The organism is Lacticaseibacillus kribbianus (assembly GCF_020180945.1).
Lineage (GTDB): Bacteria > Bacillota > Bacilli > Lactobacillales > Lactobacillaceae > Lacticaseibacillus > Lacticaseibacillus kribbianus.
Genome location: NZ_JAIPUL010000001.1, coordinates 941,654 through 968,273, shown reverse-complemented (window position 1 = coordinate 968,273; position 26,620 = coordinate 941,654). Strand labels below are relative to the sequence as shown.

Annotated in this window: 28 protein-coding genes and 1 riboswitch; of the genes, 23 read left to right on the top strand and 5 right to left on the bottom strand. The window is 64.2% G+C overall.

The annotated features are described in order from the left end of the window. The first annotated feature begins 102 nt into the window (after positions 1-102). The 5 genes from LE416_RS04540 (at position 103) to LE416_RS04520 (ending at position 3,443) form a co-directional block, all read left to right on the top strand. Complete coding sequence (locus LE416_RS04540; protein ID WP_225047298.1) at positions 103-495, top strand: N-acetyltransferase; 393 nt, start codon at positions 103-105, stop codon at positions 493-495. Next, a complete protein-coding gene (locus LE416_RS04535) occupies positions 470-1,195 on the top strand; it encodes a segregation and condensation protein A (protein WP_225047297.1) in 726 nt (241 codons plus the stop codon). The genes LE416_RS04540 and LE416_RS04535 overlap by 26 nt, the downstream gene beginning before the upstream one ends. Then, the gene (gene scpB / locus LE416_RS04530) at positions 1,195-1,779 is read left to right on the top strand and encodes an SMC-Scp complex subunit ScpB (RefSeq protein WP_225047296.1); all 585 of its coding nucleotides are present in this window, start codon (positions 1,195-1,197) and stop codon (positions 1,777-1,779) included. Before LE416_RS04535 ends, scpB begins: the two co-directional genes overlap by 1 nt. Beyond that, positions 1,766-2,587 carry a pseudouridine synthase gene (locus LE416_RS04525; RefSeq protein WP_225047295.1) on the top strand — a complete coding sequence of 274 codons (822 nt, stop codon included), beginning with the start codon at positions 1,766-1,768 and terminating at the stop codon, positions 2,585-2,587. The genes scpB and LE416_RS04525 overlap by 14 nt, the downstream gene beginning before the upstream one ends. Positions 2,588-2,637: 50 nt before the next feature. Beyond that, a riboswitch (FMN riboswitch) is annotated at positions 2,638-2,758 on the top strand. A 94-nt stretch (positions 2,759-2,852) separates the two neighbouring features. Further along, positions 2,853-3,443, top strand: a complete 591-nt coding sequence (locus LE416_RS04520) for an ECF transporter S component (RefSeq protein ID WP_225047294.1) — start codon at positions 2,853-2,855, stop codon at positions 3,441-3,443. A gap of 379 nt (positions 3,444-3,822) precedes the next feature. Here the strand turns inward: LE416_RS04520 and LE416_RS04515 are convergent, their stop codons facing one another. Continuing rightward, positions 3,823-4,059 (bottom strand): ferredoxin, encoded by a 237-nt coding sequence (locus LE416_RS04515; protein ID WP_225047293.1) that lies wholly within the window; start codon positions 4,057-4,059, stop codon positions 3,823-3,825. Between the two features lie 30 nt (positions 4,060-4,089). Between LE416_RS04515 and LE416_RS04510 the strand changes: the two genes are divergently transcribed. The 8 genes from LE416_RS04510 to LE416_RS04475 all read left to right on the top strand — a co-directional run bounded on the left by LE416_RS04510 (position 4,090) and on the right by LE416_RS04475 (position 12,907). Further along, positions 4,090-5,079 carry a YpbB family protein gene (locus tag LE416_RS04510; RefSeq protein ID WP_225047292.1) on the top strand — a complete coding sequence of 330 codons (990 nt, stop codon included), beginning with the start codon at positions 4,090-4,092 and terminating at the stop codon, positions 5,077-5,079. Next, a complete protein-coding gene (locus LE416_RS04505; protein WP_225047291.1) occupies positions 5,066-6,475 on the top strand; it encodes a RecQ family ATP-dependent DNA helicase in 1,410 nt (469 codons plus the stop codon). Before LE416_RS04510 ends, LE416_RS04505 begins: the two co-directional genes overlap by 14 nt. Before the next feature lie 58 nt (positions 6,476-6,533). Next, the gene (locus LE416_RS04500; protein ID WP_225047290.1) at positions 6,534-7,139 is read left to right on the top strand and encodes a LysM peptidoglycan-binding domain-containing protein; all 606 of its coding nucleotides are present in this window, start codon (positions 6,534-6,536) and stop codon (positions 7,137-7,139) included. A 72-nt stretch (positions 7,140-7,211) separates the two neighbouring features. Then, positions 7,212-7,886: a (d)CMP kinase gene (gene cmk, locus LE416_RS04495; RefSeq protein WP_225047289.1), complete on the top strand. Its 675-nt coding sequence runs from the start codon at positions 7,212-7,214 to the stop codon at positions 7,884-7,886. A gap of 70 nt (positions 7,887-7,956) precedes the next feature. Beyond that, entirely contained in the window at positions 7,957-9,234 is a 1,278-nt protein-coding gene (rpsA, locus tag LE416_RS04490) for a 30S ribosomal protein S1 (RefSeq protein WP_225047288.1), read from the top strand. Positions 9,235-9,740: 506 nt separating this feature from the next. After that, positions 9,741-11,051 carry a ribosome biogenesis GTPase Der gene (der, locus tag LE416_RS04485; RefSeq protein ID WP_225047287.1) on the top strand — a complete coding sequence of 437 codons (1,311 nt, stop codon included), beginning with the start codon at positions 9,741-9,743 and terminating at the stop codon, positions 11,049-11,051. A gap of 225 nt (positions 11,052-11,276) precedes the next feature. Beyond that, complete coding sequence (locus LE416_RS04480) at positions 11,277-11,552, top strand: HU family DNA-binding protein (RefSeq protein ID WP_225047286.1); 276 nt, start codon at positions 11,277-11,279, stop codon at positions 11,550-11,552. 89 nt (positions 11,553-11,641) lie between these two features. Next, complete coding sequence (locus LE416_RS04475) at positions 11,642-12,907, top strand: tetratricopeptide repeat protein (protein WP_225047285.1); 1,266 nt, start codon at positions 11,642-11,644, stop codon at positions 12,905-12,907. Positions 12,908-13,103: 196 nt separating this feature from the next. Here the strand turns inward: LE416_RS04475 and LE416_RS04470 are convergent, their stop codons facing one another. Further along, positions 13,104-14,282, bottom strand: coding sequence for a CCA tRNA nucleotidyltransferase (locus LE416_RS04470; RefSeq protein ID WP_225047284.1), 1,179 nt, complete (start codon positions 14,280-14,282; stop codon positions 13,104-13,106). An 80-nt stretch (positions 14,283-14,362) separates the two neighbouring features. Between LE416_RS04470 and LE416_RS04465 the strand changes: the two genes are divergently transcribed. The 4 genes from LE416_RS04465 to LE416_RS04450 all read left to right on the top strand — a co-directional run bounded on the left by LE416_RS04465 (position 14,363) and on the right by LE416_RS04450 (position 18,821). Then, complete coding sequence (locus LE416_RS04465) at positions 14,363-15,241, top strand: YitT family protein (RefSeq protein ID WP_225047283.1); 879 nt, start codon at positions 14,363-14,365, stop codon at positions 15,239-15,241. A 220-nt stretch (positions 15,242-15,461) separates the two neighbouring features. After that, positions 15,462-17,354 carry an ABC-F family ATP-binding cassette domain-containing protein gene (locus LE416_RS04460; RefSeq protein WP_225047282.1) on the top strand — a complete coding sequence of 631 codons (1,893 nt, stop codon included), beginning with the start codon at positions 15,462-15,464 and terminating at the stop codon, positions 17,352-17,354. A gap of 5 nt (positions 17,355-17,359) precedes the next feature. Beyond that, positions 17,360-18,310 (top strand): thymidylate synthase, encoded by a 951-nt coding sequence (locus tag LE416_RS04455; protein ID WP_225047281.1) that lies wholly within the window; start codon positions 17,360-17,362, stop codon positions 18,308-18,310. Between the two features lie 16 nt (positions 18,311-18,326). Continuing rightward, positions 18,327-18,821, top strand: coding sequence for a dihydrofolate reductase (locus tag LE416_RS04450; RefSeq protein ID WP_225047280.1), 495 nt, complete (start codon positions 18,327-18,329; stop codon positions 18,819-18,821). Positions 18,822-18,883: 62 nt separating this feature from the next. Here the strand turns inward: LE416_RS04450 and trhA are convergent, their stop codons facing one another. Continuing rightward, positions 18,884-19,525 carry a PAQR family membrane homeostasis protein TrhA gene (trhA, locus tag LE416_RS04445; RefSeq protein WP_225047279.1) on the bottom strand — a complete coding sequence of 214 codons (642 nt, stop codon included), beginning with the start codon at positions 19,523-19,525 and terminating at the stop codon, positions 18,884-18,886. A gap of 160 nt (positions 19,526-19,685) precedes the next feature. Between trhA and LE416_RS04440 the strand changes: the two genes are divergently transcribed. The 6 genes from LE416_RS04440 to LE416_RS04415 all read left to right on the top strand — a co-directional run bounded on the left by LE416_RS04440 (position 19,686) and on the right by LE416_RS04415 (position 24,837). After that, positions 19,686-20,528: a DegV family protein gene (locus LE416_RS04440; RefSeq protein ID WP_225047278.1), complete on the top strand. Its 843-nt coding sequence runs from the start codon at positions 19,686-19,688 to the stop codon at positions 20,526-20,528. Between the two features lie 93 nt (positions 20,529-20,621). Then, complete coding sequence (locus LE416_RS04435; protein ID WP_420844370.1) at positions 20,622-21,464, top strand: SGNH/GDSL hydrolase family protein; 843 nt, start codon at positions 20,622-20,624, stop codon at positions 21,462-21,464. After that, positions 21,464-22,135 (top strand): YpmS family protein, encoded by a 672-nt coding sequence (locus tag LE416_RS04430; protein WP_225047277.1) that lies wholly within the window; start codon positions 21,464-21,466, stop codon positions 22,133-22,135. Before LE416_RS04435 ends, LE416_RS04430 begins: the two co-directional genes overlap by 1 nt. 527 nt (positions 22,136-22,662) lie before the next feature. Further along, complete coding sequence (gene msrA / locus LE416_RS04425; protein WP_225047276.1) at positions 22,663-23,178, top strand: peptide-methionine (S)-S-oxide reductase MsrA; 516 nt, start codon at positions 22,663-22,665, stop codon at positions 23,176-23,178. 8 nt (positions 23,179-23,186) lie between these two features. Continuing rightward, positions 23,187-23,432, top strand: a complete 246-nt coding sequence (locus LE416_RS04420; RefSeq protein ID WP_225047275.1) for a YozE family protein — start codon at positions 23,187-23,189, stop codon at positions 23,430-23,432. Next, positions 23,419-24,837, top strand: coding sequence for a S41 family peptidase (locus LE416_RS04415; RefSeq protein ID WP_225047274.1), 1,419 nt, complete (start codon positions 23,419-23,421; stop codon positions 24,835-24,837). The genes LE416_RS04420 and LE416_RS04415 overlap by 14 nt, the downstream gene beginning before the upstream one ends. Before the next feature lie 119 nt (positions 24,838-24,956). On the opposite strand, the gene LE416_RS04410 is transcribed toward LE416_RS04415, so the two are convergent. Together LE416_RS04410 and LE416_RS04405 are read right to left on the bottom strand one after the other, a co-directional pair. Next, entirely contained in the window at positions 24,957-25,760 is an 804-nt protein-coding gene (locus tag LE416_RS04410; protein WP_225047273.1) for a hypothetical protein, read from the bottom strand. Next, the gene (locus LE416_RS04405) at positions 25,757-26,533 is read right to left on the bottom strand and encodes a hypothetical protein (RefSeq protein WP_225047272.1); all 777 of its coding nucleotides are present in this window, start codon (positions 26,531-26,533) and stop codon (positions 25,757-25,759) included. The genes LE416_RS04410 and LE416_RS04405 overlap by 4 nt, the downstream gene beginning before the upstream one ends. Between the last annotated feature and the right edge of the window lie 87 nt (positions 26,534-26,620).

Sequence of the window (26,620 nt, the reverse complement as noted above, 5' to 3'; positions counted from 1 at the left end):
CAGTGGGCAATGGATAGGGCGTATCCGAACTGACTGGCGCAATCGCCGCCGGTCGGAAGCGACGCCCCGTCCCGCGCCGATTGGCAGAACCTGGAGGCTGTAATGCTAACGAAGTACAAGAATGATTATTCCAAAATCGCGATGGGCTTCCTGTCGTTCATCCCAGATCTCAAGGACATCGGGCACCTCAAGACCGAGCTTAGGCTTTACACCGAGGACAACACGCACGAGCTGTACCTCTACCGCGAAACCGCCGGTGGGGATTTCGAGGGCGTGGTCGGCGTTGAGCTCGGGCAAGACTTCGTGCTGGTGCGCCACCTGTCGCTGTCGCCGGCGTTTCGCGACGTCGCGACCCAAGACGCGGTCCTCGGCGACCTGCAAGCCGTGTACCCGGACCGCCGGCTGATGGGGACGCTTGAAAACGCGCCCTTGGTGGCCGGCTTCAACCAGCGGAGAAAAGAGGACCAGCATGGCACTGACGCTCGTCCTGAATGATTTTTCCGGGCCACTCGACCTGCTGTGGCACCTGATTCGCACCAACGAAGTGGACATCTACGACATTCCCATCGCCGCCATCACCAGCCAGTACCTCGACTACCTGCGCCAGATGCAGGAGCTGAGGCTCGATGTGGCCGGCGATTATTTCGTCATGGCCGCAAGCCTGATGGCGCTCAAAAGCCAGATGCTGTTGCCCCAGGCCGAACCCGATGAGGAGCTCCCCGACGATTACGTCGACCCGCGCGCGGACCTGGTGTCGCAGCTGTTGACCTACCAGGTCTACCAGGAGGCCGCCGGCGCGTTCAAGTCGCTGGAGCAGGCGCGCGCCAAGTCCTACGCCAAGCCGGAGACGCTGCCGGACGCCGATTTTCAGGTGCCGATGGCCCCCGGCGCGGTGAAGCTGCGCGACCTGACCGCCGCGATGGCCGCCGTGGTCGCCCGTCAGCTGGCCACGGCGCAGACCATCGCTCACATCGAGGCCGAGCCGGTGTCCGTCACCGCGCGCATCGAGTCGGTGATGCAAGACCTTGCGCGCTGGCACAGCTGCCGCTTCGAGCGCCTGTTGGAACAGCGCACGGTGGAGGCGGTGGTGACCACCTTCATGGCGCTGCTTGAGCTGATGAAAACGGCGCAGGTCGTGTGCACCCAAGAGGAGCCGTTCGCCCCGATCATCGTCACCCTGAAGGAGGCCGCGTGATGCACCCGGTAATCGAAGCGATTCTTTACACCGCCGGCACCGCCGGCGTGGCGCTGGACCAGTTCGCCCAGCTGTTGAACATCAGCCCGGCCGCCGCGCGCCAGCAGCTCGCCAGCTTCGGCCAGCGGCTTGCGGACGACCCGGAATCCGGGCTGATGCTCCAACAGGCCGAGGACCGTTACTACCTGCTGACCAAGCCGGACTACGCGGACGTGCTGAAGGCCTACTTCGCCGGGCCGCCGGCGCAGGGGCTGTCCCAGGCGGCGCTTGAGGTGCTGGCAATCATCGCCTACCAGCAGCCAATCACGCGCATCGCCATCGACGAGGTGCGCGGCGTGCAGAGCAGCGGGGCGCTGACCACGCTGGCCTCGCGCCGGCTGGTGCGCGAGGCCGGGCGGCTGGATGCGCCCGGGCGGCCGATTCTGTACGCGACCACCGACTTTTTCCTCGCGTACTTCGGCCTGACCACGCTGGACGACCTGCCGGCCCTGGATGAAAGCCAGGCGCCGGCGGAGGTCGACCTGTTCGCCGACTTTGACACTGTACTGCCCACCACTAAAGGAGACTCGGATGGAACTGAATGAAGAACGACTGCAAAAGGTGATCGCCAACGCCGGCGTCGCATCGCGCCGCCACGCGGAGGAGCTGATCGCCACCGGCCACGTCACCGTCAACGGTGAGGTCGTGACCACCATGGGCGTCAAGGTGTCGGCCAAAGACGAGATTCAGGTCGACGGCGTGCCGCTGAACAAGGAGAAGAAGCGCTACTTCCTGTTCTACAAGCCCCGCGGCGTGATCACCGCGGTGACCGACGACAAGAAGCGCAGCGTGGTCACCGACTACTTCGCCGACGTCCGCGAGCACCTGTACCCGGTGGGACGCCTCGACTACGACACCTCAGGTCTTTTGATCATGACCAACGACGGCGAGTTCGCCAACATGCTGATGCACCCGAGCTTTAAGGTCGACAAGAAGTACGTCGCCAAGCTCAAGGGCATCCCGACGCGCGTGCAGCTGATGCCTTTGCGCGACGGCCTCGTGGTCGAGGGCAAGAAGCTCGCCCCGGCGCGCTTTAACATCATGTCCACCGACAAGGACAAGCAGACCGCCATCGTCTCGCTGACGATTCACCAGGGGATGAACCACCAGGTCAAAAAGATGTTTCAGACCCTCGGGTTCCCCGTGCAGAAGCTGTCGCGTGTCGAGTACGGCCCGCTGACGCTTGAGGGCATGGTGTCCGGCGAGCACCGGCCGCTGCGCGCGGCCGAGATGCAGGCGCTCAAGGACCTCGCCGCCACCGGCAAGGAAGCCGCCGCGCCGCGCCGCAAGCCGGTCGACAAGACGGGCTGGGCGAAGGCCAAGTCGCGCCGTGAAACCGCTCGCAGAAAGTAGTTGACACGCCCAATCCACTTGGTTACAATTAGTGCGTAATTAAATAACTGGTTCGTCTTCAGGGGCAGGGTGCAATTCCCGACCGGTGGTGAAAGTCCACGACCCGCGGCAACGCGGCCGATCCGGTGTGATTCCGGAACCGATAGTATAGTCTAGATAAAGAAGATGGGGCTTATTTTGAATGCTGCAATTCAAGAGAAGACTCATTATCCCCGGGGGTAGTGGGTCTTTTTGCTCCTCTGAAGCAACCATTGGAGGAATTGTCATGTCTAGTTCTAAGTTGCACCGGTTGGTTGGCGTCGCGCTGCTGGCGGCCGTCGGGTTCGTCCTGCAGATGTTTCTGGAGTTCCCGATCCTGCCCGCTTTTCCCTTCCTCAAGCTTGACCTCTCGGATCTCACGGTCCTGCTCGGCGGTCTATTGTACGGGCCGGTCGGCGGCGTGATGGTCGCGTTCGTCCGCAGCCTGCTTCACTACGTGCTGACCGGCGGCGGGGTGATCAACCTGGTCGGCGACGCGGCATCGTTCATCGCCAGCGTCGGCTTCATGTGGCCGGTGGTTGCGATGATGACCAACAAGAACTCGCTGGGTCGCCAGATCGGCGGGCTGATCGGCGGCACGCTGAGTCTGACGGTGATCATGAGCGTGCTCAACTGGCTGGTGATCATGCCGATGTACCTGGCCGTGATGAACTTCAGCCTGGGGATGTCCACGCTGAAGTACGTGCTGATCGGCGTCGTGCCGTTCAACCTGATCAAGGGCGTCGTCGTCTCCGTCGTGTTCTTCGCCCTGGCCAAGGCCCTGATGCCGTGGCTTGAAAAGCAGCGCCGCGCCAGCCAGACGCCGCACCTGTCGTAGGCTGCATGCCGGGCGGAGGCGGGGCCGCAGTGGTGCTTCCGGCTCCGGCCCGGAGCGGCGGAACGCGTTCGGCTCCCTTGAGCCCAAAGTGCGGTCTCAAGACCCGCCCTTGCTGTAAGTCGGCAAGAACGGCCGACTTACAGCAATGTCACGCTGGCTCGCCTCGGCCCTCCGCCTCCAGCAGCGGCGCGGCCGCGTCTCCGCCCTGAATAGTGGAGACAGGACAGGTGCGAGGCTGCGGGAACGCACAAGGCCCACGCGTCGATTAGGTGAACCCATGCGTCGCGCTGGGTGGCCGCCGCGCTTGACCTGAATGGCATACAAAGAAGCGCCGCGCAAAAAATTTGCGCGGCGCTTCTTCGCGTTTTTTGGCGAAATCTCAGTCGTGGGGCCAGGGGGTCTTGGCGCGCTGGATGGCGGCGGTGGGGCAGCGGCGCTGGGCCAGGGTGAAGGCAATCTGCTGATCGGCGTTCAGCGGCTGGGTGCCGGTGTTGTGGTCCGGGACGTAGCTTGCGATGCCCTCCGCATCGTACGCGAAGAGGGCGGGGGCCAGCAGCTGGCAGCGGCCGCAGGCGATGCATGCGCTTTGATCCACTTTTCCGTAGTATAATGTCATCTTGAAGTCTCGCTTTCGTCGGAGGGTGCCATGCTAGATGAGCTGATCGTTCAATTCTTCTCCGCCACGCCGCGGCGGCCAACCGCCGTGTACTTCCTGCTGACGGGGAAGAAAACCATCTCAATTCTGTTCGCCGCGCTGCAGCACCATCAGCTGCAGTGGCTTCAGCTCTACCCTACGCTGCGGCGCGGGGATTTTCAAGCTGCGGTGGCGCGCCTGACTCAGGCCAAGACGCTGGTTGAGACCGAAGACGGGCTGGTACTTGCCCAACCGGAGGCGGCGGCCGCGGCCGCCGCGGTGCTGCCGAGACCCGCTCACTACCGCGCCGACTGGGACCTCGACGGGTTCGCGCGCCGGCTGGTGCTTGCGGTGCAGGCGGTGTCCGAGGCGCGCTTTGAGAACCGCCGCTACCGGCCGGCGGTCGACGACTGGGCGACCCAGCAGGCGGTGCGCCGGTGGTACCAGACCACGGCGACGCCGGTTGACGCGCTGCCGGGCGAGCTGACCGCGGCCTTTGCGGCGCTTCCCGAGGCGACGGCGGACCGGCTGGCCAACCGGCTGATCGGGCACCATTTTGTCGGCGGTGCAGCGGCGGTCGGGCTTGCCGGCGAGCTGCGGCGCCAAGACGACCTTGGCCGCCTAGTCGCGGCCATCGCGGCCCACCCCGAGTGGGCGGCGCTTGGTGGGCTCTGGGGCGGGCCGCGGTCCTTGATCTCGACCAGCAACCGTGCGGCCTGCGAGCTGGCGGAAGCCGGGGTGCCGCGCGCGGCGATTCAGGCGCGGCTGCGCCTGAAGGAGAGCACGGTCAACGAGCACCTGCTGGGCGCCGCAATCCTGGGCTGGCAGCCGCCGGCCGGGCTGTTTTCTAAGGCGTTGACCGCAGCTTTTGACGCCGTCGCCGACCCGCACGAGCCCGACTACCGCGCGCTGCTTGCCGCGGTGCCTCAGGCCGATTTTTTCCACGTGCGGCTGTACCAGATACTTCAACTGCAAGGACGGTGGCAGCATGCAAGACCTTGACAACGAGCTGAGACAGGCCTTCGGGTTCGACGCGTTTCGCCCGGGGCAGCGGGAGCTGGTCGCGGCGGCGCTCGACCACCGCGACGCCCTGGGGGTGCTGTCAACCGGCAGCGGCAAGACGCTGTGCTACCAGCTGCCCGGCCGGCTGATGCCGGGCCTGGTGGTGGTCGTGTCGCCGCTTCTGGCGCTGATGGCCGATCAGGTCGCCCGGCTTCAGGCCAGCGGGGAAAAACGGGTGGTGGCGCTGTCCAGCCGGCTGGCGCCTGCGGACTTTGACTGGGTGCTGGCCCATCTGGACCAGTATCACTTCGTCTTCGCGGCGCCCGAGACGCTGCTCAAGCCCCAGGTGCTCGCGCGCCTGGCCGACATTGGCGTTGCGCTGTTCGTGGTGGACGAGGCGCACTGCATCTCGCAATGGGGCCCTGATTTTCGCCCGTCGTACCTGCTGTTGGGTCAGGCCATCGCGAGGCTGCACCCGGGCAGCACGATGGCGCTGACCGCCACGGCGCCGCGGCGCGTCCAGGACGACATCGTGGCCGGCCTTGGGCTGCGCGCGCCGGTGCGGGTGGTCAATTCGGTGGACCGGCCGAACATCTTCATGGGCGTCGAGCAGGTCGCAAGCCCCGCCGCCAAGCAGGCGCGTGTGCTTGCGCTGGTGCAGGCGGTGGCGGGGCCGACCATCGTCTACTTCGACAGCCGCAAGCAGGCGGAGGAGACAGCCGGGGAGCTGACCCGCCGCGGCGTGGCCGCCGGCTTCTATCACGCCGGCATTGCGGCCGAGCAGCGCGACTTGATTCAGCACCAGTTCATGGCCGACCGGCTGCGCGTGATCTGCGCGACCAGCGCCTTTGGCATGGGCATCGACAAGAACGACGTGCGGCTGGTGGTGTACACCCACGTGCCCGAGTCGCTCGAGGCCTACTCGCAGGGCATCGGCCGCGCGGGCCGCGACGGCCGGCAGTCGCTGAGCGTTGTGCTGGTGGCGCCGGGGGACGTCGCGCGCGCCGCCACGTTCGCCGGCACGCTGCCGGACGCCGCCATGATCCGGCAGGTGTTTAAGCACCCGGACGCGTACCAGGACTTCGACGACCCGCAAGTCGCCTTGATCGAGGCCTACATCAAGGCGGGCTTTGCGGAACAGCAGGTCGCCGCGCGCCTGGCCGCCAGGCTCTCCGAGCGCCAGGCGGCGGCCGGCGCGATGGCCAAGCTCTTGACGACCACCGGGTGCGCGCGGCAGCTCCTGCTGGCCCATTTTGACTCGCCGAACGCCGAACACCACGCGCTTTGCTGCGGGCCAGTGACGCCTGCAGTGCTGGCCAGCGTCGCCGCGCCGCGCAAAACGGCGCCGCAACCTGAGTCCTGGCGGGAAATATTTGCCAATATCTTTAGAATCTAACCTTAGTCCTTGTGGGCTTCTATGTTACAATGGTTGAAGCTGAGTAAGGAGGATCGTTATGTCCAAAAATCAAGAAGACCCACAAGCTAACGACCCAACCAAACCGTGGGAGAAGAAGTTCGAAGACGACCGCGACGATGAGGGCAACCTGTCGCGCGTCGCAACCCGGCAGAAACACCACGGCACCACGGTGTTGACCTACGTGGTTTGGATCTTGATTGCCGCCTTTGTCATCGTGCCGATCACGATTTCGGCGATTTCGCAAAACTCGCCGAGCGGCGGCAACGACGCGATGCACATCACCGTGGAGTCGTCCAAGAAGAGCAGCTCGAGCAAGAAGTCGAGCTCAAGCTCTAGCGCGTCAAGCGCGTCCGAGAAGAGCAGCTCAAGTGAGTCGAGCGAAAGCAAGGCCTCGAGCTCAAGCGTCGCGTCGAGCAAGTCGGCGAGCGTCTCAAGCTCTAGCTCGAGCGTCGCGTCCAGCTCCTCGAGCAGCGCCGCAAGCTCAACTTCGAGTTCGAGCGCCACGGCAAGCGGCACCTACACCGTGCAGGCCGGCGACAACCCGTACCGCATCGCCAAGAACCACGGCATGACCCTGGACGAGTTCTACGCGCTCAACGGGCAGGGCACCCTGGTTCCCGGGCAGAGCGTCAAAGTGAAGTAATGACGAATTGAGTCGGCAGCGGCTCAATTTTTGTGAGCAGCCGGGTCAGCCGGCGGGAAAGGAAGCATCATTATGCAAATTGCCATCGACGGGCCTGCAGGGTCTGGGAAAAGCACCATCGCCAAGCTGGTCGCCACCAAGCTGGGGTTCATCTACTGCGACACCGGCGCCATGTACCGCACGGCAACGGTGATGGCCCAGCGCCTGGGCCTGGACTACGGCGACGAGCCGGCGATCATGGCCGCGCTCAAGGACCTCACGATCACCTTCAAGCCGGCGCCGACCGGCCAGCTGGTCTTCATGAACGGGGAGGACGTCACCCTGGCGATCCGCGAGCCGGAGACCACCAACAACGTCAGCCAGGTCTCCGCGCTGCCCGCCGTGCGCACGGAGATGGTCGCCCGCCAGCGCGCCATCGCCGCCGAGTCCGACATCGTGATGGACGGCCGCGACATCGGCACCACCGTGCTGCCGAACGCCGAGGTCAAGATTTTCCTGGTGGCCAGCGTCGCCAAGCGCGCCGAGCGCCGCTACAAGGAAAACGTGGCAAAGGGCATCGACACGCCGCTTGCCACGCTCGAACAGGAGATCAAGGCCCGCGACGAAAAGGACTCCACGCGCGCCGTCAGCCCGCTGCGCGAGGCGGCTGACGCGCACCACATCGACGCCAGCGAGATGACCATCGACGAAGAGGTTGACGCCATCCTGAAACTCGTCATGGAAAATCGGTCCGCGGCGCGTAAATAAAGTTGGTAATTTCACGCCGCTTTAGGTACAATAGATTTTGTATGACAGTCGTATAGGAGGATTTTTTGGCATGAGTGAAAACACTGCAGCAAACGAGAACGCCCAAACGATGGCGGACGCCTTGAAAGAGGTCGAGACCGTTCACATTGGGGACACCGTAAAAGGTGAAGTATTAGCCGTTGAGGACAAGCAACTGATCGTTGGGATCGAGGGCACCGGGGTTGAAGGTGTCGTTCCTCTGAAAGAATTATCTGCTCAGCCAGTCGATGACATTCGGGCAGTTGCTAAAGTCGGCGACGAGATTGACCTGGTCGTGATTTCCACGATCGGCAAGGACAAGGAGAACGGCCAGTACCTGCTCTCCAAGAAGCGCCTTGAAGCCCAGAAGATCTGGAAGGACATCCAGGCCAAGCAAGAAGCAGGCGAGACCATCACCGCGCCGGTTTCTTCCGTCGTTAAGGGCGGCTTGGTGGTTAGCGCCGGCGTGCGCGGCTTCGTGCCGGCATCCATGGTTGCGGACCACTTCGTTGAAGATCTGTCCCAGTACAAGGGCCAGACCCTGGAATTCAAGATCGTTGAAGTTGAACCTAACGACAACCGTCTGATCCTGTCCCACCGCGCCATCGTTGAAGCCAACAAGAAGGAAGCCCGTCAGGAAATCTTCGCGAAGATCCAGCCTGGCGACGTTGTCGAAGGCAAGGTTGCGCGCCTGACCAACTTCGGTGCCTTCGTTGACCTCGGCGGCGTTGACGGCCTGGTTCACGTGTCCGAGATCGCCTTTGACCACGTTGACAAGCCAAGCGACGTGCTCAAGGTCGGCCAAGACGTTAAGGTTAAGGTTCTGGCCGTTGACCCGGATCGCGATCGCATCTCCCTGTCCATCAAGGCGACCCTGCCACAGCCTTGGGATGACATCGAAGACCGCGCCCCAGAAGGTGCCGTTCTGACCGGTACCGTTCGTCGCCTGACCTCCTTCGGCGCCTTCGTTGAAGTATTCCCTGGCGTTGAAGGCCTGGTTCACATCTCCCAGATTTCCCACGAACACATCGGCACGCCGAATGAAGTGCTCAAGGAAGGTCAAAGCGTTGACGTGAAGGTTCTCTCCGTCGACCCAGACCAGCACCGCCTGGCCCTGTCCATCAAGGCCCTGCAGGAGCGTCCGGAAGGCATGAGCGAAGAGCGTCCTAGCCGTGGCAACAACAACCGCGGCAACAACGATCGTCCTCGTCGCAACAACCGTCGTGAAGAGCACACCGCCATCCCGGCTGAATACCAGCAGGATGACTCCGGCTTCTCCATGAGCGATCTGCTCGGCGACGCGCTGAAGGACTTCAACAACAAAGACTAAGCATTGACCTCTGGCGGGGGCGTGACGGCGGTCACGCCCCCGTTGGTGTGTCCAGGGCCGGGTGCGCTGCCGGGCTCCGGCGGGGACGGGCCACTGCCTCCAGCTTCTGGCCGGGGCGGCGGAACGCGTGGGGCTCCCCTGAGCCCAAAGTGCGGTCTCAGGACCCGCCCTTGCACTAAGCCGGCACAGTTCGCCGACTAAGTGCAATCTCACGCTGGCTCGCCCCGGTCCGAAGCCTCCGGCAGTGACCGGTCCGCGCCTCCGCCCTCCAGAGTGGAACGCCTGCCCATGCTGCGGCTTGGCCCGTTGGTGGGTGGCCGGTAACCGCGCCAGTCTTATGCGAGCGCGTGCCGCCGTGCCTTTTGGTTCAGACCGCTCCTACCGAGTTCCACCGATACGACTGTACTGTCATCTGATTGCATCTAAATATGAACCCTCGCACGCGTGCGGCGGGGGCCTTCGGAATTCGCCCGCAACGGGCTGCACGCGTGAAAGGAAGTGACGCAATGGTACTCCCAACATTAGCGATTGTCGGCCGGCCGAACGTCGGCAAGTCGACGATTTTCAACCGCATCCTCGGCGAGCGCGTGTCAATCGTCGAAGACACCCCCGGGGTCACTCGCGACCGCATCTACGGCAAGGGCGAGTGGCTGGGCAAGGAGTTCGCGCTGATTGACACCGGCGGGATCGACATGGGCGACGAGCCCTTCCTGACCCAGATCACCCAGCAGGCCGAGATCGCCATCGACGAGGCCGACGTGATCCTGTTTTTGACCAGCGTCGAGGCCGGGGTCACCGAGGCCGACGAAAAGGTCGCCCAGATTCTCTATCGCGCGGACAAGCCGGTGGTGCTGGCCGTCAACAAGGTCGACAACCCGGAACGCCGCAACGACATTTACGATTTTTACTCCCTGGGCTTCGGTGAACCTTACCCGCTGTCCGGGACCCACGGCATCGGCCTGGGCGACGCGCTGGACGCCGTGTTCGCGGCGTTCCCGGACGAGGGCGAGGGGGTCGAGGACGACTCGATCAAGTTCTCCTTCATCGGCCGGCCGAACGTCGGCAAGTCCAGCCTGGTCAACGCGATTCTCGGCACCGAGCGCGTGATCGTGTCCGACATCGAGGGCACCACACGCGATGCAATCGACACCAAGTTCGAGCACGACGGCCAGGAGTTCACCATGATCGACACCGCCGGCATCCGCAAGCGCGGCAAGGTCTACGAAAGCACGGAGAAGTACGCCGTGATGCGCGCCCTGCGCGCGATCGACCGCTCCGACGTCGTGCTGGTCGTGCTGAACGCCGAGGAGGGCATCCGCGAGCAGGACAAGAAGGTCGCCGGTTACGCCCACGAGGCGGGCCGTGGTGTGATCATCGTGGTCAACAAGTGGGACACGCTCAAGGAGAAGGATAATCACACCCTCCAGGAGTTCACGGACCACATCCGCGCGGAATTCCAGTACCTGGACTACGCGCCGATCGTGTTCGTGTCGGCCAAGACCAAGCAGCGGCTGCGCAACCTGCCGGCGATGATCGAAGCGGTTTCTGAAAATCAGAACCGCCGCATCCAAAGCGCGGTGCTCAACGACGTGCTGATGGACGCGCTGGCGGTCACCCCGACGCCGACGATAAATGGCAAGCGCTTGAGAATCTACTACATGACTCAGGTCGCGGTAAAACCGCCTACCTTCGTGGTTTTCGTGAACGATCCGGACCTTTTGCACTTCTCTTATGAGCGTTTTCTCATCAATCAGCTGCGCAAGACCTTCGACTTCGAAGGCACGCCGATTCACCTGCTGGCGCGCAGTCGCAAATAGGCGTCGCGCCGGGCTTTGGCCGCGCTCGCAACTTTTCAGCCGGTTTTTTCAGGCCGCGGCGGCGCGCACGCAAATTTTGGCCAAAAAGCTTGATACAGCGGGGTTTGTGTGATAAATTTAGGATTGAAATAGTGATACGGGTTTATCATTGTTTCCTCATTCTTGGGGAATCCACGAATGGGTCGTTTGGGCCTCGGCCCAAATAAATACGGAGGTGAAAAGATCATGGCAAACAAGGCAGAATTGATCGAAAGCGTTTCTGGTACGACTGGCTTGACCAAGAAGGATGCAACCGCTGCGGTAGACGCAGTGTTCAGTTCCATCCAAGACGCTCTGGCAAAGGGCGACAAGGTTCAGCTGATCGGCTTTGGTAACTTCGAAGTTCGCGAACGCGCTGCTCGCAAGGGCCGCAACCCGCAAACTGGTGCAGAAATCGAGATCCCAGCATCGAAAGTTCCTGCATTCAAGCCAGGTAAGGCACTCAAGGACGCTGTTAAGTAGTCTCTTGAACCTACCGGGACATGGGGCCGAGTTTTCACTCGGCCTTTTTGTTTGCCCCGGCGGTCGCCGATCATAGTAGGAGGATTGCAATGAGTTATTCCCAACAGATGCTGGACGCGCTCGAGGCGGGGGACATCGCCCAAAGCCGTGAGCTGTTCACCCAGGTGCTCGCGCACGACGACGACGAGCACAAGTACAACCTGGCCGGCGAGCTGTACGCCCTCGGTTTCACGGGACAGGCCCAGCGGCTTTACGAGGAGCTGATGGGCAAGTACCCGGAGCTTGAGGACATCAAGACGGCGCTGGCCGACATCGCCGTGGCCAACGGCGAGCCCGACCGCGCGATCAACCTGCTCACCTCGATTGCCCCGGACTCCGACTACTACCCGCAGGCGCTCCTGGCCCTGGCCGACGTCTACCAGACCCAGGGCCTGTACGAGGTCTCCGAGCAAAAACTGCTGCAGGCCGCGCGGCTGGTGCCGGACGAGCCGGTGGTGACGTTTGCGCTCGGGGAGCTTTACTTCGACTGGGGCAAAGACGCGCAGGCGCAGGCGGCCTACCAGCAGCTTTTGGCCCAGGGCGTCGACACCATGGCCGGCGTTTCGATTCAGACCCGCTACGCCGCGACACTGGCCAACGGCGGGCAGTACGAGGACGCCGTGGCGCAGTACGAAGAGGTCGGCGTGGACGCGCTCGACCCCACCAGCGCCTTTCGCCTGGGGACGCTGTACCTCGAGCTCAAGGACACCGGCCGCGCCATCACGACGCTGCAGCGCGTGATCGACGCGGACCCGAGCTTCGCCAACGCCTACCTGCCGCTGGCGCAGGCCCAGGCGGCGGCCAACCAGCTGGAGGCCGCCTCCGCGACGGTGACCGCGGGGCTTGCAGTCGATGACACCAATCCGGAGCTGTTCCTGGTCGGGGCCCGGCTGGCGCTGCGCCAGTCCGCGCTCGATGTCGCAGAGGGCTACCTGACCCGCGCCCGCGCGCTCGACCCGGAGAACCAGACGGTGATGCTCGAGTGGAGCAACCTGCTTTTGGCTCAGGGCAAGGACGAGGCCAACGTCGCCTTCCTGGAGGCGCTGGACGCGGCCGACGAGGTCGATCCGCAGGTCTACTGGAACCTCGCCAAGAGCTACGACCGCCTGGACAACGTGGAAAAGGCGCGCGAGAACTACCTGCTGGCCTTCCGCAACTTCCAGGACTCGGCGGACTTCCTGCGCGACCTGATCGACTTCTTCCAGTCGACCGGCGCGCGCCCGGAGCTGCGCGCGGCCTTGACCCGCTACCTGGCCCTGGTGCCGGACGACGATGCGATGCAGGCGCGGCTGGACGAGCTGGACGCCGAGAACTGATCCGACGACAAAGGCTGCCGCGGCGCGTGATGCGCTGCGGCAGCCTTTTTGAATGCTTGGTCATTTGATGACTACTGTTTATAAATAGTCGGATGATATGTTATAGACTACGGGTCACTTATGGTGTTTCGTTCTTTAATCGGCAACCGTCGGCGTGGTGTGTCGCCCCGTGAACTCGTGGTCGCACCTGGCGCGGCTACGCCTGCGCCGCTGCCAGCAGCGCGGGCCGGTCGTTGGGCAGGGTGCCCGCGACCACGGCCGTTTCGAGCCGGTGCAGCGTGCGGCCGAGCACCGGGCCCGGGGTGAAGCCGGCGGCGATCAGGTCGGCGCCGGTGACGGTCAGCTCGTCCTTGTGGTGCAGCGGCAGGGCGGCGTAGGCCGCCTCGACGGCCGCGCCGTCGATGGCCGGCGCGCACAGCGCGGCGGCGGCCACCGCCACGTCAACGGCGTCCTGGCCGGCGGTGTAGAGCTGCCAGGCGTCGGCCTCGGGCAGTGCCGCAAGCAGCGTGGTGGCCGCGGCGACGAGGTCGCTCATGGCGTTGGCTTGCTTCCAGGCCTTCATCAGCGGGCGCACCGGTTCGTGGGTCAGGTGGGCGAGCAGCGTCCAGGCGACGGCGGGGTCTTCAATCTGCGTGTCCGAAAGCTGAGCCAGCGCCTGCAGGCCTGCCAGGTGGTCCGCCAGCCGCGGGGCGTGGGCGTACAGGCCGGTGGCGATGAAGTTGGCCAGGCCCGCGTTGCGGTCGCGGCCCTGCATCAGGCGGGTGAACTCGCTGGCCACGCGCTCCACGGAGATGTGGGCGAGCAGCGCCGCGTTGTCGGTGATGGCGTCAAGCGTCGCCGGTTCAATGGCAAACCCGAGCTGGCTTTGGAAGCGCACGGCGCGCATCATGCGCAGCGCGTCCTCGTGAAAGCGCGCGTGCGGGTCGCCAACCGCGCGCAGCCGCCGCTCCGCCAGGTCGGTCAGGCCGTCGAACAGGTCGATCACCGTGCCGTCGTGGCGCACGGCCAGCGCGTTGACGGTGAAGTCGCGGCGGCGCAGGTCCTCTTTGAGCGAGCGGACGAAGGTGACGTGGTCGGGCCGCCGGAAGTCCTGGTAGCCGGATTCGGTGCGAAAGGTCGTGACCTCGTAGCCGGCGCCGTGGGCCAAGACCATCACCGTGCCGTGTTGGATGCCGGTGTCCACCGTTTTCTTGAAGATCTGCTTGATCTCCGCGGGGTAGGCGGAGCTTGCGATGTCCACGTCGTGCGGGGGCAGCCCGAGCAGCGCGTCGCGCACCGCGCCGCCGACGAAGTAGGCCTCGAAGCCCGCGGCCTCGATCTGCTTCATGATGGGGATGGCGCCTTGGAAAACGGGGTGGGTCAAATCGATCTGCATGCGATCACCTTTTTCATTAGTCTGACAATATTCTACCACAGTCGCAAAATCTGGTAAGATAGGGACAGCGGAGGTGCGATATGAGTAAAAAGGCAAGGCGAATGGGACTGGATCTGCTGCTGATTGCGCTGGGGTGCGCGCTGTACGCGTTCGGCCTGGTGACGGTCAACATCGAAAATCACCTGGCGGAGGGCGGCATCACCGGCATCACGCTGCTGATTCGCTACTGGTGGCACCTGGATCCGGCGTACTCGACCATCATCTTGAACATCCCGCTGATCATCATCGGCTACAAGTACCTGGGCAAGCGGGCGTTGGCCTACACGGTGTACGGCACGGCGATGCTGTCGGCGTGGCTGTGGCTTTGGCAGCGCCTGCCGGTCAGCCTAGACATTCACCACGACCTGTTCATCGCCGGCGTCTTGGCCGGCCTGTTCGGCGGCATCGGCTCGGGTTTGATCTACCGCGTCGGCGGCACCACCGGCGGCTCGGACGTGATCGCCCGGATTCTTGAAAAGCAGACCGGCATTCCGATGGGCCGCTCGCTTTTGGCCTTCGATGTGCTGGTGCTCGGGGTGTCTCTGACGTACCTGAACCTCGAGCTGATGATGTACACGCTGTTGGCCAGCTACGTGTTCTCGCGCATCGTCGACTTCACGCTGGAGGGCGCGTACGCGGCCAAGGGGGTCTTGATCATCTCCGATCACGCCGAGCCGATCGCCAGCGCCATCATGGACCAGCTGGAGCGCGGTGCGACCTACCTGCACGCGGAGGGCGGCTTTGCGCGCGACCCCAAGCGGGTGGTCTACGCGGTGGTCGCACCGACCGAGATTGCCGCGGTCAAGCGCATCATCGAGGGGCTGGACCGCAAAGCCTTCGTCACCATCATCGACGTGCACGAGGCGCTGGGCGAGGGCTTCACCTACAAGAAGAAGCCGCGGCGGCTGTTTCTGAGCTGACGGCGGCTTCAGGTGCCGGGCGGGCTTGGGCCACGCCCGCCGGCCTGGGGCGTCAATCGCGGGTGGCTGCCCGGTTGCGGGCCCGCCTCGCCGACGCGGCGCGAGTGCGCGCACATTTTGAAGACATTAGAACGGGAAGTGGCCGCGGCCGCCTCCCGTTTTTCGCGCGGGCGGGGGAATCCATGTTATGATGGAGGGAACAAGATAAAGTGGGGATACTATGCAAACTCTGACTGCAGACGCCATCAGCAAGGCTTACGGCGACAAGCAACTGTTCCGGAATCTGGATTTTCTGATCAACGAAGGCGACCGCATCGGCCTGATCGGGGTCAACGGCACCGGCAAGACCACGCTGCTCAACGGCCTGGCCGGGGTCGACCCGTTCGACGCCGGGGCGGTGGTGACCCCGAAGAACTACCACATCAGCTACCTGGCCCAGGTGCCGGCGCTGGACCCCGAGAAAAAAATCATGGACGCGGTGTACGGCGGCAGCTCGCCGATTTTCGACGCGCTGCGCCAATACAACCGGGCGCTGGCCGCCTACACCGCCGATCCCATGGATGAGGCGGCCCAGGCGGCGTACACCAAGGCCGACGCGCGCATGACGCAACTGGACGCCTGGAACGCCGACACCGACATCAAGACCATCCTGACGCAGCTGCACATCACCGACCTCGACCAGGTGATCGGCAGCCTGTCGGGCGGCCAGCAAAAGCGCGTGGGCCTGGCGCAGGTGTTGATCGAGTCGCCGGACCTGTTGATCCTCGACGAGCCGACCAACCACCTAGATTTTGACTCCATCGACTGGCTGGAGGCCTACCTCAGCCGCTACAAGGGCGCGCTTTTGGTCGTGACCCACGACCGCTACTTCCTGGACCGCGTCGCCAACAGCATCTGGGAGCTCGACGCCGGCAGCCTGTTCAAGTACGCCGGCAACTACGAGGCCTACGTCCAGCAAAAAGCGGAGCAGACCGTCAAGGACACCGCCGCGGCGCACAAGCAACAGCAGCTTTACCGCCAGGAGCTGGCGTGGATGCACGCCGGCGCCCAGGCGCGCTCGACCAAGCAGCAGGCGCGCATCAACCGCTTCAACGACCTCAAAGACGACATGCAGGGCCGCCCAGCAAGTGCGGGCACCGTGGCGATGAAGGTTGCAAGCACCCGGCTGGGCAAAAAGGTGATTGAGATGCACGACGCCAGCCTGACCTTGGGCGACCACCGGATCCTCTCGCACTTCGACTGGCTGGTGCAGCCGGGCCAGCGTATCGGCATCACCGGGCTCAACGGCGCCGGCAAGTCCAGCCTGCTGAACGTGATTGCCGGCAAGCTGAAGCTGGACTCGGGCGTCTGCGAGCTGGGCGAAACCGTGCGCCTGGGCTACTACACGCAGCTGAGCGTGGAGCTCGATGGCAGCAAGCGCGTGCTCGAGTACCTGCAGGAGGCCGGTGAGGAGCTGGTGACCGACAGCGGCGAGCGCATCGCCGTCGCCCAACTGCTCGAGCAGTTCCTGTTCCCGCGCAGCATGCACGGCAACCTGATTTCGCGCCTGTCCGGCGGGGAGAAGCGGCGCCTGTACCTGCTCAAAATCCTGATGCAGCAGCCCAACGTGCTGCTCTTGGACGAGCCGACCAACGACTTGGACGTCGCGACGCTGACGGTGCTTGAGGACTATCTCGACCAGTTCCCGGGCACCGTGATCACGGTGTCGCACGACCGCTACTTCCTGGACAAGGTGGCCGACCACCTGCTGATTTTCCAGGGGCAGGGCCAGATCGACCGCCACGTCGGGCTGTTCACCGACTACCTGAAGTCGGCGGGCAAGCCGGCCGCCGCACCGAGCGCCAAGAAGGCGGCCGCCGCGCCGGTTGAGCCCGCGGCGCCGAAGGTCAAGACCAAGCTGACGTACGCCGAGCAGATCGAGCACCGCGAGCTGCAGGCTAAGATGGACGCGACCGACGACCAGATCTCGGCTTTGAAGGCCGAGATGGCCCAGGTGTCCGGGGATGACTACCTGAAGCTGGGCGAGCTGCAGCAGCAGATTGACGACCTGAACACCAAGCTCGACCAGATGTTTGACCGCTTCGCGGAACTTGACGACTATGTGGAGGATTGATCGCCATGCTCGAAACGCCGTACCTGACCCTGCTTGACCATGTTCTGACCCACGGCCACTACAAGGAAGACCGCACCGGCACCGGGACCTACAGCGTCTTTGGCGCCCAGCTGCGGTTCGACCTCAGCGCGGGCTTTCCGCTGGTGACCACCAAGCGCGTGCCCTTTGGCCTGATCAAAAGCGAGCTGCTGTGGTTTTTGCACGGCGACACCAACATCGCCTACCTGCTGGCCCACCGCAACCACATCTGGGACGAGTGGGCGTTCGCCCGCTTCGTGCAAAGCGCGGACTACCACGGCCCGGACATGACCGACTTCGGCCGCCGGCGCCTGGTGGATGCCGATTTTGCCGCCGCGTACACCGAACAGATGGCGGCCTTCACCGCGCGGATTCTGACGGACAAGGCCTTCGCCGCCAAGTACGGCGAGCTCGGCCCGGTGTACGGCCGCCAGTGGCGCGCCTGGCGCACCAGCACCGGCGAAACGCTGGACCAGCTGGCGCAGGTGGTGCAGGCGATTCGCACCACGCCGGACTCGAGGCGGCTGATCGTCTCGGCCTGGAACCCGGAGGACGTGCCGCACATGGCGCTGCCGCCGTGCCACACGATGTACCAGTTCTACGTCAACGACGGCAAGCTGTCGCTGCAGCTCTACCAGCGCTCCGGTGACCTGTTTCTCGGCGTGCCGTTCAACATCGCCAGCTACGCGCTGCTGCTGGCGATGGTGGCTTCGGTCACGGGCCTGGTTCCCGGCGAGTTCATCCACACCTTCGGCGACGCGCACATCTATTCCAATCACGTTGAGCAGGTGCGCACTCAGCTGGCGCGTGCGCCGCGGCCGGCGCCGACGCTGACGTTGACCGGCGACCGCACCGCGCTTGAGGACTTTGAGCTGGCCGACATTCACCTTGACGGCTACGACCCGCACCCGGCGATCAAGGCGCCGGTGGCGGTCTGAAAAAGGGGGGACCGACATGATTGCATTCCTTTGGGCCCAGGCGGCCAATGGCGTGATCGGCAAAGACGGGCGGCTGCCGTGGCACCTGCCGGACGACCTGGCCTTCTTCAAGGCCCAGACGCTGGGCCAGCTGACCGTGATGGGGCGCAGCACCTGGGAGGCGTTGCCCAAGCGGCCGCTGCCCGGCCGCACCAACGTGGTGATGACCCGCCAGGCCGGCTACCGGGCGCCTGGCGCCGTGGTCTGCCCGGACGTTGACGCGGTGCTGGCGCTTGCGGCCGCGTACCCGGAGCAGGACCTGGTGGTGACCGGCGGGGCGCAGGTGTTCGCCGCCTTCGCAAAGCTGGTCGACACGCTGTGGGTGACGCGGCTGGCCGGGGACTTCGACGGCGACGTCGTGATGCCGCCGCTGGACTGGGACGCCTTCACCCGCGTCGCCGCCCGGACGGTGACTGACGCTGATCCCGCCTTGACCCACACCTTCGAGACCTGGGTGCGGCAGGCGCGCTAAACCAAGCGAAAGGGCCGTCCTCGTGGCTGACGAGGACGGCCCTTTTTGATCGGTCAGGCGAATCAGACGAACAGGTAAATCGAGGTGTACATCAGGGCGCTGCCGAGAATCACGAACAGGTGCCAGATGACGTGGATGTAGGGAATCTGCTTTTGCGAGTAGAGCACCGCGCCGAACGTGTAGGCGACGCCGCCGGCCACCAGCAGCCAGAAGCCAATTGGGCCGAGGTGTCGCCACAGTGGCGCCATGCCGATCAGGCACAGCCAGCCGAGCACGACGTAGATGCCGGTTTCGGCCCACTTCAGCTTGCCCAGCCAGAAGACCTTGTACAGGATGCCGCCCAGGCACAGGGCCCAGATGGCGATCAACAGGCCGATGCCCAGGCCGCCGCCGATCGCCACCAGGCAGTAGGGCAGGTACGAGCCGGCAATCAGGATGAAGACGCCGGAGTGGTCGATCACCTGCAGCACCTTGCGCGCCTTGGTGAAGTACAGGCCGTGAAACATCGTCGAGGCGGTGTACAGCACCATCAGCGCCAGGCCGAAGCCTAGGAACGTGACGAGGCGCAGCGGCGTCGTGGCGTGGAACGCCAGGGCGACGGTGCCGACCACCGACAGGCCCAGCGCGAAGGCGTGGGTGACGGCGCTCATCATCTCATTATTGAATGTGTAGTAGCGCGAGCGGGGCTTGGCGTTGAGTTGCATCTGACAGACTCCCTTCCTTTACGGGTTAATGATACCATGACGGACACTGAAATACAATGTCATATAGTTTCTAAAACTATGTGTGCTGTTACTGACAAGGCCGGATGATTTTGTTATACTGATGTGGTCAAGTACCCTATTAAGAAAGCGTGGCAGAGACATGTCCAAAATCAAACTGGTTACCGATTCCTCGATTCAACTGACGCCCGAAGAAGTCAAGCAGTACGACATCACCGTCATCCCCTTGACGATCATGATTGACTCGACCGTCTACATCGACGGGGAGACGATCACTCGCGCCGAGTTCATGGACAAGATGGCGGCGGCGCAGGCCCTGCCCAAGACCTCGCAGCCGGCCATCGGCACCTTTTTGGACGTCTTCGATGAGCTGACGGCGGATGGCTCCGAGGTGCTGGCGGTGCACATGCTCGAGGCGATCTCCGGCACCGTGAACTCCGCGCGCCAGGCTGCCGAGCTCTGCCACGGCAAGGTGACCGTCGTGGACTGCGACTTCACCGACCGCGCCATGGCGTTCCAGGTGATCGCCGCGGCCAAGATGATTGAGGCCGGCAAGTCGATCGACGAGATTGTCGCCCGCATGGCGGAGGTTCGCGATCACACGAAGCTGATGATGGGCGTGTCCAACCTCGACAACCTGGTCAAGGGCGGCCGGCTCAGCCGCGTGTCGGGGATGCTGTCGACGCTGCTCAACATCAAGGTGATCCTCGAGGTGACCGGCGGCGAGCTGGTCGCACGCCAGAAGGGCCGCGGGATGAAGACCATCCACCGCTTCGTCGACGACTTCGTGGCCAAGCTTGCGCTGATTCCGAACGTCAAGGAGGTCGGCATCTCCTACGCCGGCGGGCTGGAGCTGGCGCAGGACATCGCGGCCAAGATCACCGCGGCGCTGCCGAACGTGCCGCTTCTGTTGCGGCCGACCGACCCGGTGATTGCGACGCACACCGGCGACGGCGCCTTTGCGATTATGTACTACGTGGACTAGCCGGGTGGGCAAAACCGGTTTCGTGGATTAGAATAGAGGCAATGGGGCAGGGGTGACCCTGCCTTTTACTATTGAATGAAAGGGGTGAGCGCCGTGAAGTGGCAAAACCTCGGGAAAAACCTCGCGTTCGTGGTCGCCGTGGCAGCTTTGACCATCGGCGGCTGGGCACTGTTCGGCCCGCGTCCGCACCAGGTCAAGCTGTCGGGTCAGACAGCCGCGGTGCAAAAGCTTGAACTGACGGCGGTCGGCGACTCGCTGACCCACGGCGTCGGCGACGACACCAACGCCGGCGGGTATGTCGCGCTGATCAAAAGCGACCTGCAGGCGACGGGGAACTACGCCGTCACCACGCAGAACTTCGGCGTCAGCGGCGACACCTCGACGCAGATTCAAAAGCGCATCGACACGCAAAAAAAGCTCCAGCAGGGCATCGCCGACGCGGACGTGTTGACCGTCACGGTCGGCGGCAACGACCTGATGCACGTGCTGCAGGCGCACCTGCTGGACATGAACGCCAAAAACGTCGCCAAGGGCAGCGTGGCGTTCCAAAAGCACCTGACCAAGCTGATCACCACCATGCGCGGCCTGAACAAGTCGGCGCCGATTTACGTGTTTGGCATTTACAACCCGTTTTACGTCTACTTTCCCAAGCTGACGGCGATGACCGACGCGGTCACCACCTGGAACAAGGCGACGCAGCAGACGCTGGCCAAGCTTGACGGCACGTACTACGTGGACATCGACTCGGTCCTGACCAAGGGCGGCACCACGGCGTCCAAGGCGGCCAAGAGCAGCGTGAAGGCGGCCCTGAGCGACAGCGCCAACCCGCTGATCTTCACCCAGGACCACTTCCACCCCAACAACGCGGGGTACGCGAAGATGACGTCGCAGCTGTGGGCGAAGATGCAGGCAACCAAGAAACGGTGGGCGAAATAATGGAAAGACAAACTCGCAGTGAACGCAAGCAGGCCCAGCTGAAGGCGGCCAAGGTCAAGGCACCGCGCCAGCCCAAGGCCGACAAGCCCCGCGGCAAGTTCAACTGGTGGCAGCTGGTCGCGCTGACCCTGATCGGTCTGATCATCGGCTCCGGCATCTGGTTTGCCGTGCGCGTCGCGACGCCTTACGAGACGCCGACCAGCAAGACGGAGCCGCTCAAGGCGACGGACCCGGCGCTGACGGTCAGCCTGACCAAGCGCCAGGTCAACAAGATTGTGACCTATTACCTGAACGATTTTCAAAAAAACAGCCCGGTGAAGTACAGCCTGACCGTTGCCGACCAGGCGGTGCTGTCCGGCACATTCAAGTTCTTCAACCAGAGCATCAAGTTCTCGCTGCTGTTCGACCCGCTGGTGCGGACCAACGGCGACGTCGAGCTCAAGGCCCGAAGCCTCAACGTCGGGAGCCTGCCGGTGCCGATCAGCGCCGTGATGGGCTACGCCGGGCGCGCGTTCAAGCTGCCGGACTGGGTCAGCCTGAATAGCAAGAAGGCGACCATTGTGATAGAATTGAACAAATTCCGGATGGAAAACGGGATGCAGATCCGCGCGACCAAGATCGACCTGCCCAACGACGAGATCGACCTGAGCGTGTACCTGCCGACGAAGTAGGGCCCCCGGGGTGAACTGGCGACGGCTTGCTGCTGCGGGGCGAGGCGGCGGAACGCGTGGGGCTCTCCTGAGCCCGTTCCGGTCTCAGGAACCGCCCTTGCTGTAAGTCGGCAAAGTTCGCCGACTTACAGCAATTTCACGCTGGCTCGCCTCGCCCCTCCGCCTCCAGCGATCGCCGGTTCGCCCCTCCGCCCGCGGAGCACATCGATTTCCGGAGCGGAGTCAACTGGGCGGACTTACGTGCAAAACTCGCGCTTTTTCACCCGGTAAACGGGTTCCAAAGCGCAACGCGGGCGCGCCTTGCTACGCCGTGCCACTCGGGCCAAGACCGCCCAAGCGGCACGGCTAGGCAAGTCGTCCCGCGAAACCCGCGCTTTTCCACCCTCTAAACGGGTTCCACGAGGCAACGCGGGAGCGGCTAGCTACGCACAACCACTTGAAGCCAAGTGCGCTTCAAGTGGTTGCGCTAAGCTACCCGTCCCGCTAAGTTCGCCTCGTTCCACCCTCTCACAGAAAGGATCCTCAATATGTCTGAAACTGCTATTTTTGCTGGCGGGTGCTTCTGGTGCATGGTGCAGCCCTTCGAGGAGCAGGCCGGCATCCTGAACGTGTCGTCCGGCTACACCGGCGGCCACGTCGCAAACCCCACCTACGACCAGGTTAAGTCGCACGCGACCGGGCACACGGAGGCGGTGAAAATCACCTTCGACCCCGCACAGATCAGCTACGACCAGCTGCTTGACATCTACTGGCAGCAGACCGACCCCACCGACGCGATGGGGCAGTTCCAGGACCGCGGCGACAACTACCGGCCGGTGATCTACGTCAAAGACGCCGCGCAGCGCCAGGCGGCCGAGGCCTCCAAGGCGGCGCTTGCCGCCAGCGGCCGCTTCAAGGACCCGATCGTCACCACTATCGAGGACGCCGGGCCGTTTTACGACGCGGAGCCGGAGCACCAGCAGTTTTACGCCCGCAACCCGCGCCGCTACGCGATGGAGCACGCCCAGCGCGCGGCGTTCACCCAGGCGCACTGGCAAGACTAGGAGGCCTCATGCGACAATCTTTCTACCAATTCCTGATGACCCTGCGCAACCCCAACGACCACGGGGAGATCGCGAATTTTGCCCAAAACGCCTTTTTGGATCAGGCCTTCCCCAAGCAGGAGGACGACTTCGAGGCGCTGTCGAATTACTTGGAGCTGAACGGGAACTACCTGCCGTCGATGAGCGTCTTCGACGACACGTACGCCATGTATCAGGCCCACGAACACGTAGGAGGCAAGCATGGCCAAAATTAAAGTTCCGGTGTGGCTGATGGCGGTCGGCATGAGCGTCACCCTGGTCGGCGGCGCGGCCGTCGGTTACGCGACGCGCGGCACGGTCGATTCGGCCAAGCCGACCCAGGCGGCGCTGCCCGCCGGCTTCAACAAGGTGCTGGCGACCTACGCCACCATCCAGGGCAACTACTACAAGGACGTCAGCGCGACCAAGCTGGCCGACGGTGCGGTCAACGGGATGCTGTCAAGCCTCGACGACCCGTACTCCGTCTACCTGCAAAACAGCGACAAGACCAGCCTCGACAGCACCATTTCCGCCAGCTTCGGCGGCATCGGCGCCACGGTGCAGCAGGGCGACAACAAGCTGACCATCGAGAGCATCCTCGCCGACACCCCGGCCAAGAAGGCGGGGCTTCAGGTCGGCGACCAGCTGCTCGAGGTCAACGGCAAGTCGGTGGAAAAACTCGACGTCAACGCCGCCGTCGCCAAGATTCGCGGCAAGATCGGCACGAAGGTCAAGGTGACCGTGCGCCGCGACGGCCACGAGATGACCTTCACGATGACGCGCGCCAAGATCACCACCGACACGGTGACCTACGAGCTGGCCAAGGCCAACAAGCAGGTCGGCGTAATCACCATGGCGACCTTCTCCGAGCCGACCGCCTCGCAGTTCAAAAAGGCGGTGAAGGCGCTGCGCAAGGAGGGCGCCAAGCGGTTCGTCCTCGACCTGCGCGGCAACCCCGGCGGCATGCTGGACACGGCGCTTCAGATCGCGTCCATGTGCCTCAAGGACGGCCAGACCATCGTCAAGGTACGCCCGCGCACCGGCAAGACCGAGGTCTACCTGGCCGGCAAGGACTACGACAAGGGCTTCAAGGTGACCGAGCCGCTCGCCGTCGTGATCGACGGCAACTCGGCCTCCGCCTCGGAGATCCTGAGCGCCGCCTTGAACCAGAACGGGCGCGGCCCGCTGGTCGGGGTGAAGAGCTTCGGCAAGGGCACGGTCCAAAACGTGGCGCAGATGAGCGCCACCTCCGAGCTCAAGCTGACCATCGCCAAGTGGCTGACGCCCAACGGCAGCTGGATTCACCACAAGGGCCTGAAGCCGACCATCAAGGTGGACTACCCGGATTACGCCAAGATCGGCATGATCTCAAGCTCGAGTCTCAAGGCCGGCGACCAGAAGCAAGACGTCAAGTCGCTGCAGGAGATGCTCAAGGTGCTTGGGTTTGACCCCAAGAGCGACAACGGTTTCTACGGCCCGACCACCCAGGCGGCGGTCAAGGCCTTCCAGACCGCCAACAAGCTGGACGCGACCGGCACCGCGGACACCAAGACCATCGCGGCCGTTTTGGCCAAGCTCGGCGCCAAGTACCAGGGCGACGACCCGATGCTCGACGCGGCGATCAAGGCCGTGGCCAAATAGTGACACTTAGCCGCCGTGCAATGATTGCGCGGGGGCTTTGCTGTGGCCGGAGATGTGGCAACTGCGGCGTCGGCCAGCGCGGCGGGGCCGGTGCGAGGTCGGCGGGGGGAACGGGATTGTCAGCGGCGGACTTCGGCCAGCCGCGCGGCGGTCGCCTGCCAGTGGGCGAAGAGTTCGTCGCGGTAGCGCGCCGAACCCAGCCGACCGCGGTCGATCGCGGGGCTTGCGACCATGTGCACCGACGCGTCGAGACTTTGCAGCGTAACATTTTGCATCAGCTTGAGGGGGACGGCGAAGCGACGCTCGGCGGCCTGGAGGTCCTGCCAGGCGGTCGTCAGCGCGTCCTCGACGGGGGCGAATCCCGGGGCTTGCGCTGCAGGGATGAGCCGCGCCAGCCGCGCCGCGAAACCTGCCTGGGTGACGGTGCCGTGACGCAGTGTGGCGAGCAGGCGCGCGAAGCGTGGCCAGTCGGTTCGGCGGGTGGCGCGGTGCCACGCGTGCAGCAGTTCGGCCACGCGCGCAAGCACGCGTCGCCGATTCCGCAACACTGCGGCCTGCATCGCTTCGGGGCAGACCATGACCGCGCACACTTCGCCACGAACGGTGATGGTGTCTTGGTAATGGACGGTCAGGCCGGCGAACGCGGCATCGAAAGCGACGGCCACCGGGGCTCCCGGGTGAACGCTTGGACCACTGCCGCCATCCGTGTTGTCCGCGTCCGTTGCGAGCAGCTCGTCCGCCGTGGCCATCACGGTCGCCAGCCGGTGGATGGTGCCGTCGTCTGCAATCACCAGGACCCGCCTCGGGCGATTCAGCGTCAGGGTGATGGTTTGCGTAACCGTTGCCGTGAGTTGGGCAGGTGTGATGAGGCGCGGCGTCAGCGCGGCGGCCTCGGGGCAACGCGCAAACAGCTCTCGGCTCAAGGTTGCAGCGACTGGGCGGGCCGAAGACCTGCGGGGCGATGATCCCGTTCATCGGGCAGGTGTCCAGCGGCCCGCAAGGCAGCGGCCTCGGTGATCAGCAACTTGACCAGCGCGGCACGCGCTTTCGGCCGCGCCAGCAAGTCGGGTGGCATCCTGACGGAGGGAGCGGTTTCCGGGAAAAAGGTGACGCCAATCGTCCGAATCCGGGTGACGCCCGCCAACACCCCGACCCGTTGGAGCAGCGCCGCCATCGCCTGATTCGTCCGCCGGTGGATGGTGTTTTGTGCGCGCACCAGTTTGGACAACTGATCGTGGCGCGACCATGGAAGTGCCGCAAGCGCGGTCTGAAGACGTGCCAAGGGCTGATGCTCGCGCTGGTAAGTCGCCACCAATCGCGCCAGGCCCGGGACTTCGGGACCGTTCTTCACGGCCGCGGCACGTGTCACCGCCGCGATTCGCTCCACCTCGCGTTGCCGCAGACCTTGGGCCTGCCGCAGCGCGGCCCGATTATAGCGGTGGCGAATCGCCGCGCGCCCGGTCACGGCCAGCCGGTCGCCGACGTGCCAGAGCAGGTCGTGAGCGGCCAGGCGGGGGTCGAAGGGAACGTAGATTGTCTCGGGTGGAATGGGGTGTGGGGCCTGGTCGTCAAGCATCACCGAATCAACCCGAAGAATCAGGTGGTCGGCGCGCTCGGGCTCGAGATCGGGGCCGATCAGCGCAACACTTGTGGCGTCGAGCAGCAGGCCCTGCAGCGTAATCAGTGGCTGTTTCATCTAATCACCTCTTTTTCCTCAGTGTACGCGCGATGCGTCGATCTGTAACGAAATCTGTCCGCCGCCGCGAGCATAAAAGTTGACGGC